This window comes from Heliorestis convoluta (assembly GCF_009649955.1).
GTDB lineage: Bacteria > Bacillota > Desulfitobacteriia > Heliobacteriales > Heliobacteriaceae > Heliorestis > Heliorestis convoluta.
In genome coordinates this window covers 1,262,496-1,277,852 of the sequence record NZ_CP045875.1, presented here as the reverse complement: position 1 = coordinate 1,277,852, position 15,357 = coordinate 1,262,496, and the positions used below count along the sequence as shown (strand labels likewise).

General features: G+C 49.4%; 11 protein-coding genes and 2 pseudogenes. 1 reads left to right on the top strand and 12 read right to left on the bottom strand.

Translation table 11 applies throughout. The features are described 5' to 3' along the window. Positions 1-86: 86 nt before the first annotated feature. From FTV88_RS05900 to FTV88_RS16000, 3 genes are all read right to left on the bottom strand, one after another. Complete coding sequence (locus FTV88_RS05900) at positions 87-1,613, bottom strand: CAP-associated domain-containing protein (RefSeq protein WP_153724819.1); 1,527 nt, start codon at positions 1,611-1,613, stop codon at positions 87-89. A gap of 787 nt (positions 1,614-2,400) precedes the next feature. Next, complete coding sequence (locus FTV88_RS05895; RefSeq protein ID WP_243137367.1) at positions 2,401-3,219, bottom strand: Dps family protein; 819 nt, start codon at positions 3,217-3,219, stop codon at positions 2,401-2,403. A gap of 758 nt (positions 3,220-3,977) precedes the next feature. Then, positions 3,978-6,086, bottom strand: coding sequence for a heterodisulfide reductase-related iron-sulfur binding cluster (locus FTV88_RS16000; protein WP_207707925.1), 2,109 nt, complete (start codon positions 6,084-6,086; stop codon positions 3,978-3,980). Positions 6,087-6,242: 156 nt separating this feature from the next. Here FTV88_RS16000 and FTV88_RS05885 point away from each other — a divergent pair, with 156 nt between their 5' ends. Further along, a complete protein-coding gene (locus tag FTV88_RS05885; RefSeq protein ID WP_153724818.1) occupies positions 6,243-6,857 on the top strand; it encodes a nitroreductase family protein in 615 nt (204 codons plus the stop codon). A 75-nt stretch (positions 6,858-6,932) separates the two neighbouring features. Here the strand turns inward: FTV88_RS05885 and FTV88_RS05880 are convergent, their stop codons facing one another. The 9 genes and pseudogenes from FTV88_RS05880 to FTV88_RS05840 all read right to left on the bottom strand — a co-directional run bounded on the left by FTV88_RS05880 (position 6,933) and on the right by FTV88_RS05840 (position 15,351). After that, entirely contained in the window at positions 6,933-8,003 is a 1,071-nt protein-coding gene (locus FTV88_RS05880) for an electron transfer flavoprotein subunit alpha/FixB family protein (RefSeq protein ID WP_153724817.1), read from the bottom strand. A 46-nt stretch (positions 8,004-8,049) separates the two neighbouring features. Further along, positions 8,050-8,817, bottom strand: coding sequence for an electron transfer flavoprotein subunit beta/FixA family protein (locus FTV88_RS05875; RefSeq protein ID WP_153724816.1), 768 nt, complete (start codon positions 8,815-8,817; stop codon positions 8,050-8,052). Positions 8,818-8,851: 34 nt separating this feature from the next. Continuing rightward, positions 8,852-9,641 (bottom strand): annotated as a pseudogene (locus FTV88_RS05870) (enoyl-CoA hydratase-related protein). A gap of 30 nt (positions 9,642-9,671) precedes the next feature. Further along, a complete protein-coding gene (locus FTV88_RS05865; RefSeq protein WP_153724815.1) occupies positions 9,672-10,826 on the bottom strand; it encodes an acyl-CoA dehydrogenase in 1,155 nt (384 codons plus the stop codon). A 38-nt stretch (positions 10,827-10,864) separates the two neighbouring features. Then, positions 10,865-11,719, bottom strand: a complete 855-nt coding sequence (locus FTV88_RS05860; RefSeq protein ID WP_153724814.1) for a 3-hydroxybutyryl-CoA dehydrogenase — start codon at positions 11,717-11,719, stop codon at positions 10,865-10,867. A gap of 24 nt (positions 11,720-11,743) precedes the next feature. Further along, positions 11,744-12,925, bottom strand: coding sequence for an acetyl-CoA C-acetyltransferase (locus FTV88_RS05855; RefSeq protein WP_153724813.1), 1,182 nt, complete (start codon positions 12,923-12,925; stop codon positions 11,744-11,746). Positions 12,926-12,956: 31 nt separating this feature from the next. Next, positions 12,957-14,101, bottom strand: a pseudogene (locus tag FTV88_RS05850) (acyl-CoA dehydrogenase). Positions 14,102-14,119: 18 nt separating this feature from the next. Next, positions 14,120-14,905 carry a DUF169 domain-containing protein gene (locus FTV88_RS05845; RefSeq protein ID WP_153724812.1) on the bottom strand — a complete coding sequence of 262 codons (786 nt, stop codon included), beginning with the start codon at positions 14,903-14,905 and terminating at the stop codon, positions 14,120-14,122. 17 nt (positions 14,906-14,922) lie between these two features. Continuing rightward, a complete protein-coding gene (locus FTV88_RS05840) occupies positions 14,923-15,351 on the bottom strand; it encodes a cobalamin B12-binding domain-containing protein (RefSeq protein ID WP_243137365.1) in 429 nt (142 codons plus the stop codon). Positions 15,352-15,357 lie beyond the last annotated feature (6 nt).

Here is a 15,357-nt window from a genome sequence, read left to right as displayed (position 1 = left end):
TACCACAAAAGTATTTATTTCGTGTTTGATGAATGTCATGTTTTTGACACGAATTGTTGGATGTTATGGTGTTTTTTGGACCGATGTTACTGGGTAATGAAGTTCTGGGTATAGTAGCGGAGGAGTCGCCCTTTTTCATCGGTTCCATAGACCACGCCGATGCCTAGGTTGTTGTAGACTGGGTTGAGAAGGTTTTCGCGATGTCCAAGGCTGTTGATCCAGCCGAAGTGGGCATCGATGGCATCGGCTTGCCCCATGGCGAGGTTTTCACCGGCATGCCAGTAGGTGACGCCGGATTTTTTCATGCGGTCTGAGAAAGTGCCTGTATTCGGAGAAGTGTGATTAAAAAAGCGATGGGTGGCCATGTCTTGGGAGTGGGCACGAGCTACTTGGGCCATATTTTCATGCCATTTTACTTCGATTGCGCCACGAGGAGACATTCTGCCCATGGAAGAAAGCGAAGGGGATAAAAAAGCATGGGCCTCTAGATCGTTTAGGGCCTGCCATCTTGCGGCGTTGGTCAAATCGAGAACCTGGCGTTCATAGGCTTGGGCTACGGCGAGTGAATTGTTCGTCCCTTTGCGCTGTTCCCACTGTTGAAAGGTGGCTCGGTCGCGCGTTGAAATCCGGTAGCCGTAGCGCTGACTGGCAAAAAGGGAGGGCACATCCATCATCATAATGCCAGCGACCTTATTGCCTCCGTGCCGATCTATGTAAAAAATTAGAGCTTGATTTCCTTCAATAATTAGAGGACGAGTCCGCAAATCTTCTGCTGTTAGTTCAAAGCCAATCTGTCCTCCTGCAATGGGATAATTCACGCTTCTGCGGAGTGGCCAAGTTTTTTCTACGGCGGAATAAGAGCTGCCTATAGTGACGCCTTGTAGTGAGAAGGATTCAGAAGAACTGAAAATGGCTCGTACCTGGCCATTGCCAATACCCACCATGAACAAATGAGCGGGGTTACGGTTGTAAATCCACCAGTTATAGCCATATTCGCCTGGATCGATGCGTGCAGGTTCACCAACAAGGCGGCGCACTTTTTCTTCTGTATCGCCGATTTGTAGGTTGATGAAGCTTTGTTCATTCATTCGTTCCGTAGGATGGGTCGGTGAAGGCACTGTCCCTCTAGGATTCAGGCTTGTAATGAAAGCACTACGACTTGCTTCAATCCAATCAACCTTATTTCCCATGATTTCGCTAACAAAGCGCAAGGGGACATAGGTTCTTCCTTCCTCTATGATCGGTGCCACATCGATTCTTTGTAACCGATTATTTACCTCTACTTCGTAGCGTTCAGGCCACATGGCTACTCGATTCTCTCCATCTATCATAAGGATGGTTCGGCTCTGCTCCTGCCACTGAAACTGAGCACCCAGTGCTTCCCCGACGGATCGCAACGGAATCAACAAGCGATTTTGTGCGTTGAGTAAGGGTCGATCAAAGTAAACTTCTTCCCCATTGACGATGACTTTTACATCATCAACAAAGACAAAGTTACGAGAAGAAGCGCCTTCGCTAAAATCTTGGGAGGCAAATAGGCTCGTCGTTACCAAAAGCGTTAGCATCAGAATCAAAGAGAGAAAAAATTTGGATCTAGCTTTTTTCCAATTCACGTCACATCACTCCTTGATTAGAAAGATAGGAAATAAAAAACAATTCACTCTTAGAAGATTCGTTTCTCTTAGCAATTTTATATCGTAGTAGCAAAAAAACGTCAACTTTTATCTTTGGCTGTGTCTGACGGGGCATGGCCAGTTAACACGAAAATAGCATTTTCATCTTTGGTTGTGCCCAACCGGGCATGACTGGTTAGTACGAAAATAGTCAATTGGTACTTTGTGGTGGGGTCAGGCGTTATGATTTCCTTCCGAACGGACTCATCCCACGCCATGAGCGGCAGCAAGCTGCCGATGGCTGAGGTCTGAAGTCCTCTCTCCAGGAAGTCATAACGCCTGACCCAGGTACATCTTGCTGGTTGTGACTGAGTTTTGACCTATTGCAAATACAAATGCAATAAGCAGTTGCGTATACACCGCAGAAAGTTGCGCAAAGCGCAAAGCAATGTCAACGGAAAGTAACAATCAGCAAAAAGTCCTCTGGGTCTGGGCATCACGCTTTCCGCAGCGGGACTTGGGACCTCAGCTGTCGCCAGCTTGCTGGCGGTAACAGCGTGGGACCAGTCCAGAGCGGAGGAAAGCGTGATGACCAGGCCCCAGTATGAAGTAACCCCAACGTAATCGGACATGGCACGAATGATACGAGGACGCTTCGTTTGGCAGCTATTTTCATCCATGGTTGCGCCCAACGGGGATTGACTGGTTAACATAGAAATAGCCGGTTGCGTACAGCACCGACTATTTCGATTGGGTCTATTCTAATTTTTGATCTCTACGTAGGATTTTACTGTAATTTACTGTTTGGATTCATGGGGCGATCGCCGGCGCGGTCGTAGTGGTTGTCCATGAGATGGGTCATGCCGCGGGTGAGTGTGTCATCTTCTAGGATGCTGTAGAGATGATAGCCCAGATCTTCTCGATCTTTGAGGACTTCTTCGAGTACTTCTACAGTGCCGAAGTCTTTGAGTTGATGGGCTCTATCGATGGTTGTGCGCAACATGGTTTGCATTTTTAGTTCCTGTTCTAAATCGTTGCGTATAAAGTCTCGAATGCTATAGCGCCCTTCTACTTCGTGTTTGATGTAAGATAGTTCATGTTGCGTTACAGGATGGGCTGTGGGTACACCGCCAAGACGGGCCACTCGCTCTCCGACCATATCGATATGCTTTTGTGTTTGATCAATGTGTTCGTCAAGGAGATGATGAAGGCTGATAAAAGATTCTGCGCCTTCTGTAAGCCAGTGATGTTTGTTGTATTGATGCAGGGCGACTGTTAAGGCGCATTGGTGATCGTCGAGCATCAAGGCCATTTCTAGGCGCGTTTCATAAGGAAGGCCGATGCCACAACCGATTTGCTTTACCGTTCTTGGTTGTTGACGAAAAATCATGGAGTGATTGCTACTGTGTCCGGGCATAGCATTGTCGAAGCCTGATTTATCAAGATTAAAGCGACCCTGGAAGTTGCCCATTCTGGTGATGAGATTGTGTAGATCTTGAGGCATTTGGTGTATAGGTTGGTAAATGTTTTGGTTGGTTCCCTGTTGCATCCCATAGGGATTCGGGTTGTTATGGTGGTTATGATGGCTTCCCTGATCTTTATGCATCTGAAATCTTCCTCCTGTTAGGCATGTACTAAGGCTTTTTCAGGGCTAGTATGCCTCGCTAGAGGAAGTTCCATGAAATTTACTTCATAGGAAATATCGGGTTCTGATTGTTGGTTAACACGAAAATAGCATTTTCATCTTTGGTTGTGCCCAACCGGGCATGACTGGTTAACACGAAAATAGCTACTTTGTGGTGGGGTCAGGCGTTATGAATTCCTTCCGAACGGACTCATTTCACGCCATGAGCGGCAGCAAGCTGCCGATGGCTGAGGTCTGAAGTCCTCCCTCCAGGAAGTCATAACGCCTGACCCAGATACATCTTGCTGGTTGTGACTGAGTTTTGGCCTATTGCATTGCAAATACAATAGGTAGTTGCGGATAGAAGAAAGTTTCGCCAAGCTATTCCAACGGAAGTAACAATCAGCAAAAACCCTCTGGGCCTGGGCATCACGCTTTCCGCAGCGGGACTTGGGACCTCAGCTGTCGCCAGCTTGCTGGCGGTAACAGCGTGGGACCAGTCCAGAGCGGAGGAAAGCGTGATGACCAGGCCCCTCTCTGAAGTAACCCCAACGTTAATCAGAAAAAGCTGATTTTCATCAAATGGTTGTGCCCGACCTGGCATGACTGGTTAGAGGGGAAATCCTGTAGCAAGAAGGTTCATCGAGGAGCACGACGACAGGCTGAGACGGCGAATTCTGTATGCGCCCTTTGCGTGGCAAAGGAAAGGTCCCCCAGCACGAACCTAGGGGACCTTTCTGTTATGATTTTAGTAGTAGTTCAGCAGGGTCGTAGATGGTTTTTTCTGTGGCTTTTCCTTTTGCTTTGATGCCGTCGGAAAGCATGGTGATGCAGAAGGGGCAGTTGGCGACAATGGCGTTGGCTTCAGTGGCTAGGGCTTGTTCGGTTCGAGCTATGTTGATGGGGCTGCCTAGTGTTTCTTCCATCCACATGCGTCCACCGCCGGCGCCGCAGCAGAAGCTCTTTTCTCGATGTCGCTCCATTTCGACGACTTCAATGCCCAAGCTGCGAAGGATGGTTCGAGGTGCTTCGTAGACTTGGTTGTATCGACCGGCATAGCATGAATCATGGTAGGTGACAACGAGCTTTGAAGAGGGGGCTCCTGCTTCGGTAGCGGCAATTTCCTTAGAAGCTGGAGAGGTTCTTTCTTCCCGCTCACCATCTTCTGCTGGTCTATGGCTCTGCTCGTCTGCCTTCTTGCTTTCCACTGTCGATACTTCTAGGGTCTTCCGTGCGGGGCGCTCAATTCGGCCTTCTTGCAACAATTGGGCTAGGAGTTCGGTGTGGTGGACGACTTCGTAGTTGCCTTCCATCTGGGGATATTCGTTTTTCAAAGTATTGAAACAATGGGGGCAAGCGGTGACAATCTTTTTCACGCCATAGCTGTTCATGACTTCGACGTTTTCCATGGCAAGCATCTGGAACAGATATTCATTGCCAATGCGTCGGGCGGCGTCGCCACAGCATTTTTCTTCGGGCCCTAAAATGGCAAAAGAGGTGTTGGCTTCTTGCAAAAGTTGTACCAGCGCTGTTGATATTTTTTTGTTGCGATCGTCAAAAGATCCAGCACAACCGACCCAGAAAAGATATTCCACCTTCGAAGCGGCTTCTTCATCCATCTCTCCGAGAATGGATACCTCGTACTCTCGGGCCCAATCAGCGCGCTTGTCCCAACCAATGCCCCAGGGATTGCCGTTGTTCTCCATATTGCGAAAAGTCGTCTGCACCTCTGCAGGAAATTGACTGTCCATTAAGACAAGGTTGCGACGCAGTTCAATCGTTTTCGGAATATGCTCTACGTAAGCAGGACAAGCTTCCTGGCAGGCACGACAGGTGGTACAAGACCAGATGGCATCTTCAGTAAGCGTTTCTTCCAGTAAAGGCTTGTTCTTACTATCTTCCCATCGATCTAAAACCTTTTTCAAATCTTGCGTCATCTTTTTCGGCGATAAAGGCTTGCCTGTCTCGTGAGCAGGACATTGATCTTGACAACGGCCACAACGAGTACAAGCGTCGAGATCGAGCAAGTCTTTTTGGCTAAATTCCGCAAGCGTAGCGAGGCCAAAGCTTTCGGCTTCTTCATCTTCTAGATCGATTTTTGATAAAGCCTTGCCACTGTTCGGCTCACTATAGTACTGGTTGAGGGGCGCTGTGATCATATGAAGTAGCTTCGAATAGGGTATGTAGGCAATGAAAGCCATCGAAACAATCACATGGCCAACCCAGGCACTGATATGCCAATGTTTCAGCATCTCTTCCTGACCTGCAGCAAAAAGGAGAGCAACCAGGGCGCCTACAGGAGAAAAGAGAGGCCAATCTTCACCGACGACAGCAATGCGCAGTCCTTCTACCATAAATCCACTGACGATAACGGCAAGAATCAAAAATAAAATGACACTATCATCTCGCTGGTTGTCCAATCGCTCTGGTTTGATCCCATATCGTCGATAGAGCGCCATCATAACACCGACGATAACGGCAGCACCACCAAGGTCAGAAAGTAAACTAAAGAGTAAGTAGATAGGACCTGTAAAAACCATCAAGCCTGTATATTTTTGAATTCCAATAAGGCCTGTCGTAATGAACATAAAGGCAAAGCCCCAGAAAATGAGCAAGTGCATAATCCCAGGGTAGGGATCCCGTAGTAGCTTTTTCTGGAAAAAAAACTCCTTCATGAGAAGGGACATTTGTCCTTTTCGCTGTTCTGGCTGGCCTCGTCTCCACCGCTGCACTTGTTGGTAGAGTCCATAAACAAAAAAAGCAAGGGCCACTGCCATGGAAAGATACAAAAAAACAACAACTTCTGTTGAAACGTTCCAGTAGATTTCTCGCTGAGCACCCATTCCCATTGAGCGGCCTCCTTTCACTGCAGCCAGATTGATAAATTTTTTTATCACTAAATTTTTTTTGATAAAAGAGCAGGACTTTTGTCTTTGTCAACGAAGAATATTTTACTGATAATTCAAAATTATCAAAAATATCTATCATTAGGAGGGACTTTGGCGATGGAACTTCAGGAAGCCATTCGCGGCCGCCGCAGCATTCGCAAGTATAAGCCCGAGGAACCACCCGCGTCCTTGATCGCTTCGGTCCTTGAAGAGGGTCTCTGGGCGCCTTCCAACATGAACACGCAGCCTTGGCATTTTGTCGTTGTCACCGGTGAGAAAAAAGAAGAGCTACGTACCGTTGTTGGATCATCCGGTGAAGCCATTTTGCCAAAATTAGAGCGCATCTTTGCGGACAAGCCGAAAGTAATTCGGTTTACACTTGACTTTTTTCGCGATCTGGGACAAGCACCGGTACTCATCTTTTGCTACGGACCTAGCGACTATTTAACACCACCGCCCAATTTATCAGAAGCTGAAAGACGCCTTTTTGAAATCGAAAGATCAACCAATTTGCAAAGTGTATCAGCAGCGATTCAAAATATTCTACTTGCCGCTCACAGCGTTGGACTTGGCACCTGCTGGATGACAGGTCCTCTTCACGTAACAGAAGAAATCAATGCTCGACTGGGCGTAGAAAACCAAGAGCTTGTCGCTGTAATCACCCTTGGCTATCCCGATCAAGAACCCCCAGCGCCGAAAAGAAAAGAAGGTCGTATCAGTTGGTTGCGATAAGATCTCATGATTGGTCACAAGATGGTTTAGAGCGAGACTCTCTCGATAGAGGAGAGTCTCGCTCTATTTTATTTGTTACTGATGAAGCACTTTTTCGAACTCTGCTTGGAGAAGCGGTACTACTTCGAAAAGGTCACCTACAATGCCGTAGTCGGCAACTTTGAAGATGTTTGCTTCTGGGTCTTTGTTAATGGCTACGATTACTTTGGAGCTGTTCATGCCAGCAAGGTGTTGAATTGCGCCGGAGATGCCGCAAGCGATGTATAGGGTGGGAGATACGGTTTTGCCTGTTTGGCCCACTTGATCGTCGTGGTGGCGCCAGCCTGCATCGACGGCAGCCCGGGAGGCACCAACGGCAGCCCCTAGCGTATCTGCTAGGCTTTCTATGAGGGGGAAGTTTTCTGGACCTTTTATGCCTCTGCCGCCTGAGACGATGATATCGGCTTCGGTGAGCTCCGGCCGGCTGGATATGTGTTTGACCACTTCTTTAATCACGGCTGAAAGATCAACCGGTGCTTCTGTCGCTGCAAGGGAAGGCACTTCTACAACGGGCGTCGCCTTGCCCTGTTCGCTGCCTTCTTGGGGGGCCGCTGCGGTAAAAGCGTTGGGGCGAACGGTGACGACAAGGGGGAAGCTGTTGGCTCTAACACTGGCGAAAGCTTTGCCAGCGTAGATGGGACGAATAAAAGCGCCTTGTCCTGCCAGTGTCGCTTCCGTTGATGGGCCTTGTTCTGTGTGCGTTGCCGCAACTTCCTTTGCCCCTTCATTGGCAGCAGCAAGCCCCTGGTAGGCTGTCACATCACTTACTTGACCGGCTCCGATACGTTGAGCCAATCGTGGTGCAAAATCTCGACCTTGCGCCGTGTTGGCGATGAAAAGCAGTTCTGGTTTTTCTTTTTCATATAGCTCTGTAAGAATAGCCGTATATGACGAAGCACTATACTTTTCCACAGCGGGGTGATCGACTAGGACGATTTTATCAAAGCCGTACTGGCTTGCTTCTCCGGTTAGATCTTGTACACCCTGGCCTATTAAGAGGCCTACGATTTCCTGCGCCCCTGTTTGTTGGGCCAGTGTTACCATTTCCCAGCTAACCCTTTTGATTTTTCCATCAAGAACTTCGAGTAAAACCCATGCTTTGGCCATCGAACCTGCCTCCCCTTAGTCTGTTTTATTTCTTTTAAGCAAAAACTTACACAACTTTTGCTTCATTGTGCAAAGCGGCTACCAGTTCTTGTACCGCTTGGGCTGGAGCACTTTGATAGATGGTGCCGGCTTTTTTGGGTTCTGGCAAGAAAATGGCGTTGACGGCCACTTTGGCTTCTGCGGTCAGCGAAAGTTGATCAGCTTCAATCACTTTTAACTCTTTTTTGCGAGCTTGCATAATGCCTCGCATAGAAGGGTACCGGGGCTCATTGAGGCCTCGCTGGGCTGCAATCATTGCAGGCAAGGGCACTTCTAGGACTTCGCTGCCCCCTTCGATTTCTCGAGTCCCCGTTGCTTTGCCATCGGCAATTTCTAGCTTCGTTACTACGTTGATCTGTGGTAGCCCCAACTGTTCTGCCACACGCAGAGGCATCTGGGCTCCATTGTCATCGATGGCTTTCCAACCGGTCAGGATTAGGTCATAAGACTCTTCTTGTAACACCTTGGCCAGTGCTTCTGCCACCATGGAATCATCAAAGTCGCTTTGGATGGAAAGGTTTTTCTGAATCAAAATGGCTCGGTCAGCCCCCATGGCCAAACCTTGGCGCAAAGAGTCTTTGACCGTATCGCTACCAATTGCAAGGAGGGTGACTTGACCGCCTTGTTTTTCTTTGATTCGAAGAGCTTCTTCTAAGGCAAACTCATCATAAGGGTTGATGATTAATGTTACGCCTTGCTCTTCGATTTGCCCATTCTTTAGGGAAATTTTGGCTTCTGTGTCAAAAGTCTGCTTTAGTAGCACCACAATTTTCACAGTCATTCCTCCTTCTATTTTAGGGATTGTTCTTTTAAGAAGGCTTTCGAAATTGCACTTTCTTTTTTTGTAAAAAACCTTCCATGCCTGCTTTTTGGTCTTCTGTTGAAAAAGCGATGCCAAAAAGTTCTGCTTCATAAGCAAAGGCGCGTTCTATGTCCATGTTAAGGCCTTCGTTGATCGCTCTTTTGTTCAAGTGAAGAGCCTGAAAAGATTTTTCAGCCAACCTTCGGCTACTTTCAAGCTTTCTTCAAGCAGTGATTCTAGGGGGAAGATTTTGTTAAGCAAGCCAAGGCGAAAGGCTTCGTGCTGTCGATGATATCACCGGTGAGGAGCAATTCACTGGCTCGCCCTTTGCCGATGAGTCGTGGCAATCGCTGGGATCCACCAAAGCCGGGAAGTACGCCCAGGTTCACTTCCGGTTGGCCCAGTTTTGCTTTCGGGCTGCCGTAGCGAATATCGCAGGCAAGGGCGAGTTCACAACCACCGCCTAAGGCATAACCTTGAATGGCTGCAATAACAGGTTGCGGGATCTTCTCCATTTTGCTAAAGACACGTTGCCCTTGTTGAGCAAAGGCACGGGCTTCTAAGGGGGTGTACTGGGCCATTTCGGCGATGTCAGCGCCGGCAACGAAGCTTTTTTCTCCAGCGCCGGTGATGACGACAGCGCCGACGCTCTCGTCTACTGCGATTTGGTCGAAGAGGCTTTCTAAGTCATGAAAGACTTGCCGATTGAGGGCGTTTAAGACGGTGGGGCGATTGATGGTTAGGAGTGCGACGGCATTTTCTTGTTGGTAGAGCACTGTTTTTGTTTCTTTTCTCAATGGAGTCCCTCCCTTGGTGAAAATGGCTTGCTATTTGCGGGATGCTTCTCTTAGTAGCTGTCTGGCAATGACGATTCGTTGGATCTGGTTGGTGCCTTCGTAGATTTGTGTTGCTTTGACATCACGCATATGGCGTTCTAGGGGGTATTCTTGGCTGTAGCCGTAGCCGCCGAGTAGTTGGAGGCAGTCGGTCGTTATTTTCATGGCTTGATCGGTACTATATTTCTTGGCCATGGAGGCTTCTTTGCTGAAGGGGAGGCCGCTTTCTTTGAGGGAGGCGGCTCGGTATAGTAGGAGTCTGGCGGCGTCTAGTTCGGTGGCCATATCGGCTATCATCCATTGAATGCCTTGGTTGGCCGATAGGGGTCGTCCGAATTGGTGGCGCTGTTGTAGGTAGGAAAGGGTGTAGTCAAAAGCGGCTTGGGCGATGCCGAGGGCCTGGGCGGCGATAGCTAGGCGTCCTCCATCGAGAAGGGCCATGGCGATTTTAAATCCTTCTCCCGGTGATCCGAGTACGTTTTCTTTGGGGACTTTGACGTCGTCAAAGTAGAGCTGGCAAGTTTCTGAACCGTGCAAGCCCATTTTGGGAAGGGGCTTCGATACTTCTAGTCCCTTCGTAGGGGCTTCTACAATGAAGCAGTGGATGCCGTCGGCACCGGTTGTGCCGGGGGCGCGGGCAAAGGTGATGATGACTTGGGCTTGTGAGGCATTGGTTATGAAAATCTTGCTACCGCGCAATATATAATGATCGCCTTCGAGGCGTGCTTGCAGTTGTAAGCTTGCTGCGTCGGAACCGGCTTGTTCTTCGGTGAGGGCATAGGCGCCGATTTTTTCTCCTTCTACCATGGCGGGAAGGTAGCGGGCTTGTTGTTCCGTTGTTCCAAAGGATGAAAGGCTGGTGCAAGCAAGTCCCGTGTGAACGGCTACGATGACTGATGTGGAAGCGCAGGCTCGAGCCACTTCTTCAATCATAGCCAAGTAGTAAAAGCTATCACCGCCGCTGCCGCCTTGTTCTTCAGGAATGGAAAGACCGAGTAGGCCGAGTTGGGCCATTTTGCTGAAATTTTGATGAGGAAAAAGCTTTTCTTGGTCTACTTTTTCGGCCAGAGGTGCTATTTCTTGCTGGCAAAACTTACGCAAGCTCTGGATTAAAAAATCTTGTTCTTCTGATAGCTGAAAAAGCACTTTTTCCCTCCTCGCTTGTATTTATTTCGGCTTTATATTTAGGCTTCGTAGTTGTAAAAGCCTCGACCTGTTTTGCGGCCTAGGTAACCGGCTTGTACGTACTGCCGGAGAAGGGGGCACGGGCGGTACTTGGGATCGCCGTAGCCTTCCTGAAGTACTTCTAAGATGGCTAAGACGGTGTCGAGGCCAATGAGATCGGCCAGTTCTAGCGGACCCATGGGGTGATTCATGCCTAGTTTCATAATGGAATCGATGCCATCGGCGGTGGCTGCGCCTTCGTAGTAGCACCAGATGGCTTCGTTGATCATGACTTGTAAGACTCTGTTGGAGATAAATCCGGGGATGTCTTTGCAGGAAACGGCTACTTTGCCCATTTTTTCAGTAAGATTCGCAATGGCATCATAGGTCTCGTCGCTCGTAGCAAGGCCACGAATGATTTCTACGAGGCGCATTACGGGAACGGGGTTCATAAAGTGCATACCGATGACCCGATCGGGCCTTTCGGTATAAGAAGCGAGCGCTGTAATGGGCAAGGAGGATGTGTTGCTGGCCAAAATGGCTTCTTGCGGTGCCCATTGATCGACTTCTTGAAAGATCTTTTTCTTGATTTCCATTTTCTCTACAGCCGCTTCAATGACACACTGGCAATGGGCTGCATCTTCGAGGCTCGTCGAATCTTGGATCCTGGCTAAAATCGCTTCTTTTTCGTCTTCCCGTAGTTTACCTTTGCTTACAAATTTGCTAAGACTTTTCTCAATACGCTGGCGGCCTTTGGTGACGGCGGCTCTATGAATGTCGTAAAGGTAGACCTGCAAGCCTGCTTGTGCTGCCACCTGGGCAATGCCGCTTCCCATTTGACCGGCACCGATAACCAGGACTTTTTCAATATTCATTTGAGCGATCTACTCCTCTTCTTTTTACTCTACTTTGAGCAACAGGGCGTCACCTTGGGCAGCACCACTGCAGATAGCGGCGATGCCGTAGCCACCGCCACGACGGCGCAGTTGATGAATCAGTGTTGCCAGTATGCGTCCGCCACTGGCTCCAATGGGGTGGCCATAGGCGATGGCGCCACCTTGCTGATTCACTTTTTCTAGGTCATAGCCAGCGACTTTTTGACTGACTAAGACAACAGAGGCAAAAGCTTCGTTGACTTCGTAAAGATCGATATCGTGATGCGTCATCCCCTGTTGCTTTAAGACTTTGTTGATGGCATGACCCGGCGTTTCTGGCATTTCGCTTGCTTCTAAAGCGACTTCTTGGTGGGCTATATAGTAGGCTAAAGGCTCTAAAGCCAATTCCTGGGCTTTTTCTTCACTCATTAGCACCAGGGCTGCACCGCCGTCATTGACGCCCGGTGCGTTGCCTGCTGTAACGCTACCTTGGGGATCAAAGATGGGTTGCAATCGAGCAAGTTTATCGATGGTGCTGTCCGGTCTTGGCTGCTCATCTTGACTGACTTGCAGAGGAGCTCCTTTTTTCTGGGGAATATTGACAGGTATAAGCTCTTCAGAAAGCCATCCCTTTTCCATGGCCTGGGCGGCTCGTTGCTGGCTGCGAAGTGCCCATTCATCTTGTGCTTCTCGGCTTATATCGAATTTGCGAGCTGATTCTGAGCCATGTAGAGCCATGTGGCGGTTATAAAAAGGGCACCAGAGTCCATCGTGGACCATGGAGTCTACGCCTTCCAGGTTAAACATACGCTGTCCCCAGCGGGCCGTCGGCAGCATGTAGGTTGATTGGCTCATGCTTTCCATGCCGCCAGCAACGGCTGCATCGATTTCGCCGTAGGCGATCATTTTGGCTGCCATGGCTACGGAGATGAGGCCACTGGCACATACTTTGTTTACGGTTACGGAGGGAACATCCCAAGGAATTTCAGCTTTTCTTGCTGCTTGGCGGGATGGGATCTGGCCGGCGCCGCCTTGTAGGACTTGGCCCATGTAGACGTATTGTACTTCACTCGGCTTGAGGCTGACTTTTTCCAGTGCCCCAGTGATGGCTGTAGCACCTAGGTCTACGGCCTTGAGTGAAGATAGGGATCCGCCGAATTTTCCGAAGGCCGTGCGAGCGGCGCTGACGATAGCTACTTTTCTCATGAGGGGGGTCAGCCTCCTTTGAATTTTATTGCTATTTTCCTTTTATCAAATGGTTGGCGATGACCAAGCGTTGGATTTCGCTGGTGCCTTCGTAGATTTCGGTGATTTTGGCATCGCGCATCATTCGTTCGACTGGGTATTCACGGCTGTAGCCGTAGCCGCCGTGGATCTGTACGGCTTGGGTTGTGACTTTCATGGCGACTTCGGAGGCGAATACTTTGGCCATGGAGGAGGCTTTGCCGTGGGGGAGTTTTTGATCTTTGAGGTAGGCGGCTTGATAGACGAGCAAGCGGGCTGCTTCGATTTGGGTGGCCATGTCGGCTAGCATAAATTGGATGGCCTGTTTGGTGCTAATGGGCCGGCCAAATTGTTCGCGTTCTTGGCTGTAGGCGAGGGCCTGGTCGAAGGCGCCTTGGGCGATGCCGAGGGCCTGGGATGCTATGCCGATGCGGCCGCCTTCTAGAGTTTGCATGATTAGGCGAAAGCCTGTTCCTTCGTCGCCCAGTCGGTTTTCGATGGGGATGAGGCAATCTTCAAAAATGAGCTCGCAGGTGGCTGAGGCGCGAATGCCCATCTTTTTTCTTTTTTTCCGATGAGGAATCCGGGGGTGCCTTTTTCTACGATAAATGCGGAGATGCCTTTGTAGCCTTGCGCTGGGTCGGTGCTGGCTACGACTACGTAGATTTCGGCTTGACCGCCGTTGGTGATAAAGATTTTGCTGCCGTTGAGCCGGTAGTGATCTCCTTCTCTCCGGGCTGTCATTTTAATGGCAGCGGCGTCGGAGCCAGCGGCTGGTTCGGTCAGGCCCATGGCGCCGAGGGATTCTCCCAGTGCGAGGGGCTTTAGGTAGCGTTCTTTCTGTTCTTCTGTGCCAAAGTGATAAATGGGCCAGGCGCCTAAGGAAGTGTGGGCCGACAAGGTGACGCTCGTAGATCCGCAGATACGTCCCAGCTCTTCGCAGGCAATGGCGTAGCTGAGATTATCCATTTCAGCACCACCGTATTGTTCAGGGAAAGGCAGTCCTGTGAGCCCTAGTTCAGCCATTTCGTTCCAAAGAGGCCAGTGAAATTCTTCTTTTTCATCCATTTCAGCTGCCAAGGGTGCTACTTGTTCTTGGGCGAACTGGCGTACTGTTTTTTGTAATAATACTTGCTCTTCTGATAAGGTAAAGTTCACGAGGTTCCCTCCCCTTTTTTAAGCTTCTTCTTTTTCTTCCCACATTTTTTTCAACTTTTCATAATTCGGTGGATAATGAACTTGGTAGCGCAGATACGTCGGTACGGGGTAACGAATGCCACCGCGGTGTGTTCCTTCTAAGCCGATGAGCAGTTGTTTGAGCTCTTTGTAAGGCAAGGTAAAAGCCATTTCGTGATCTTGGGTCTGGCCGAAGATGCGATCGCCGTAGCAAGGTAGGATTACTTTTGCTTTTTCTTCTTGCAAAGTGCCGATAATGCTGTGGGCACAATCAGCACGGGGGGAAATGTGAGTTTCCATGGCGCCACCTTCAAAGTAAAGGGAAGCGGCGACGAGCCGCATGATTTGGGCTGAATTGCCGTATAGCAAAAGCAGGTCTGGCTCAAAGTTTGCTTTGGTAAGAGGGGCCATGACGACGGTTCCACGCTCTTGTTCTGTTAGTTTGGGAATGATAGCTTCGGAGCGGACAGCTGCTTCCTTGTTCTGTACGTACATGCCACAAGCAAGGTGCCCTTCTTCATAAAAAGGTAAGGAAGGCTGAAATCCAAAAGCAATGTGTGCGATGGGGCATGATTGGTCTTCTTGGTCAATGGCCAGGGTCCAACCATAGCGACGGGCCATGCCGACAGCCTGGCACAAAGCGACTTGTACGCCTAGATCGCGAGCTGGTTTTTTAACTTTAGCAGGCAAGGGCTCGCCGGATGGAAAAATCTTTATGGCCAAGGGAAAGGTTTCCGGACGAATGGAAACTTCCAGTTTTTGGCCTTCTTGTTGCCATGGTTGCACCTTTATTAGCCTCCTTTTTAAGCTTTTTCAAGCCAGTCGGTGATTTGTTCTAGCGGTGTGCCTGGTCCGAAAATTTTGTGGCTATAGCCTTTTTCGATAAGAACAGTCGCGTCTTCTTCAGGAATGATGCCTCCGCCAAAGACGATGATGTCGTCGATGTTGTTTTCATCGAGCAGTTGGCGCACTTTGCGAAAGACTGTCATATGAGCTCCCGAAAGAATGCTAATGCCGATGGCATCTACGTCTTCTTGGATGGCTGCTTCAACAATTTGAGCAGCTGTTTGGTGAAGACCCGTATATATAACTTCCATGCCCGCATCACGAAGGGCTCGAGCGACGACTTTCACGCCACGGTCATGGCCGTCTAAGCCTGGTTTGGCAACTAAGACTTTCAAGGGACCTTTGCCCTTGCCTATGACCTTGAGCGGCTCGGCTGTTACGTTCACTGTGCA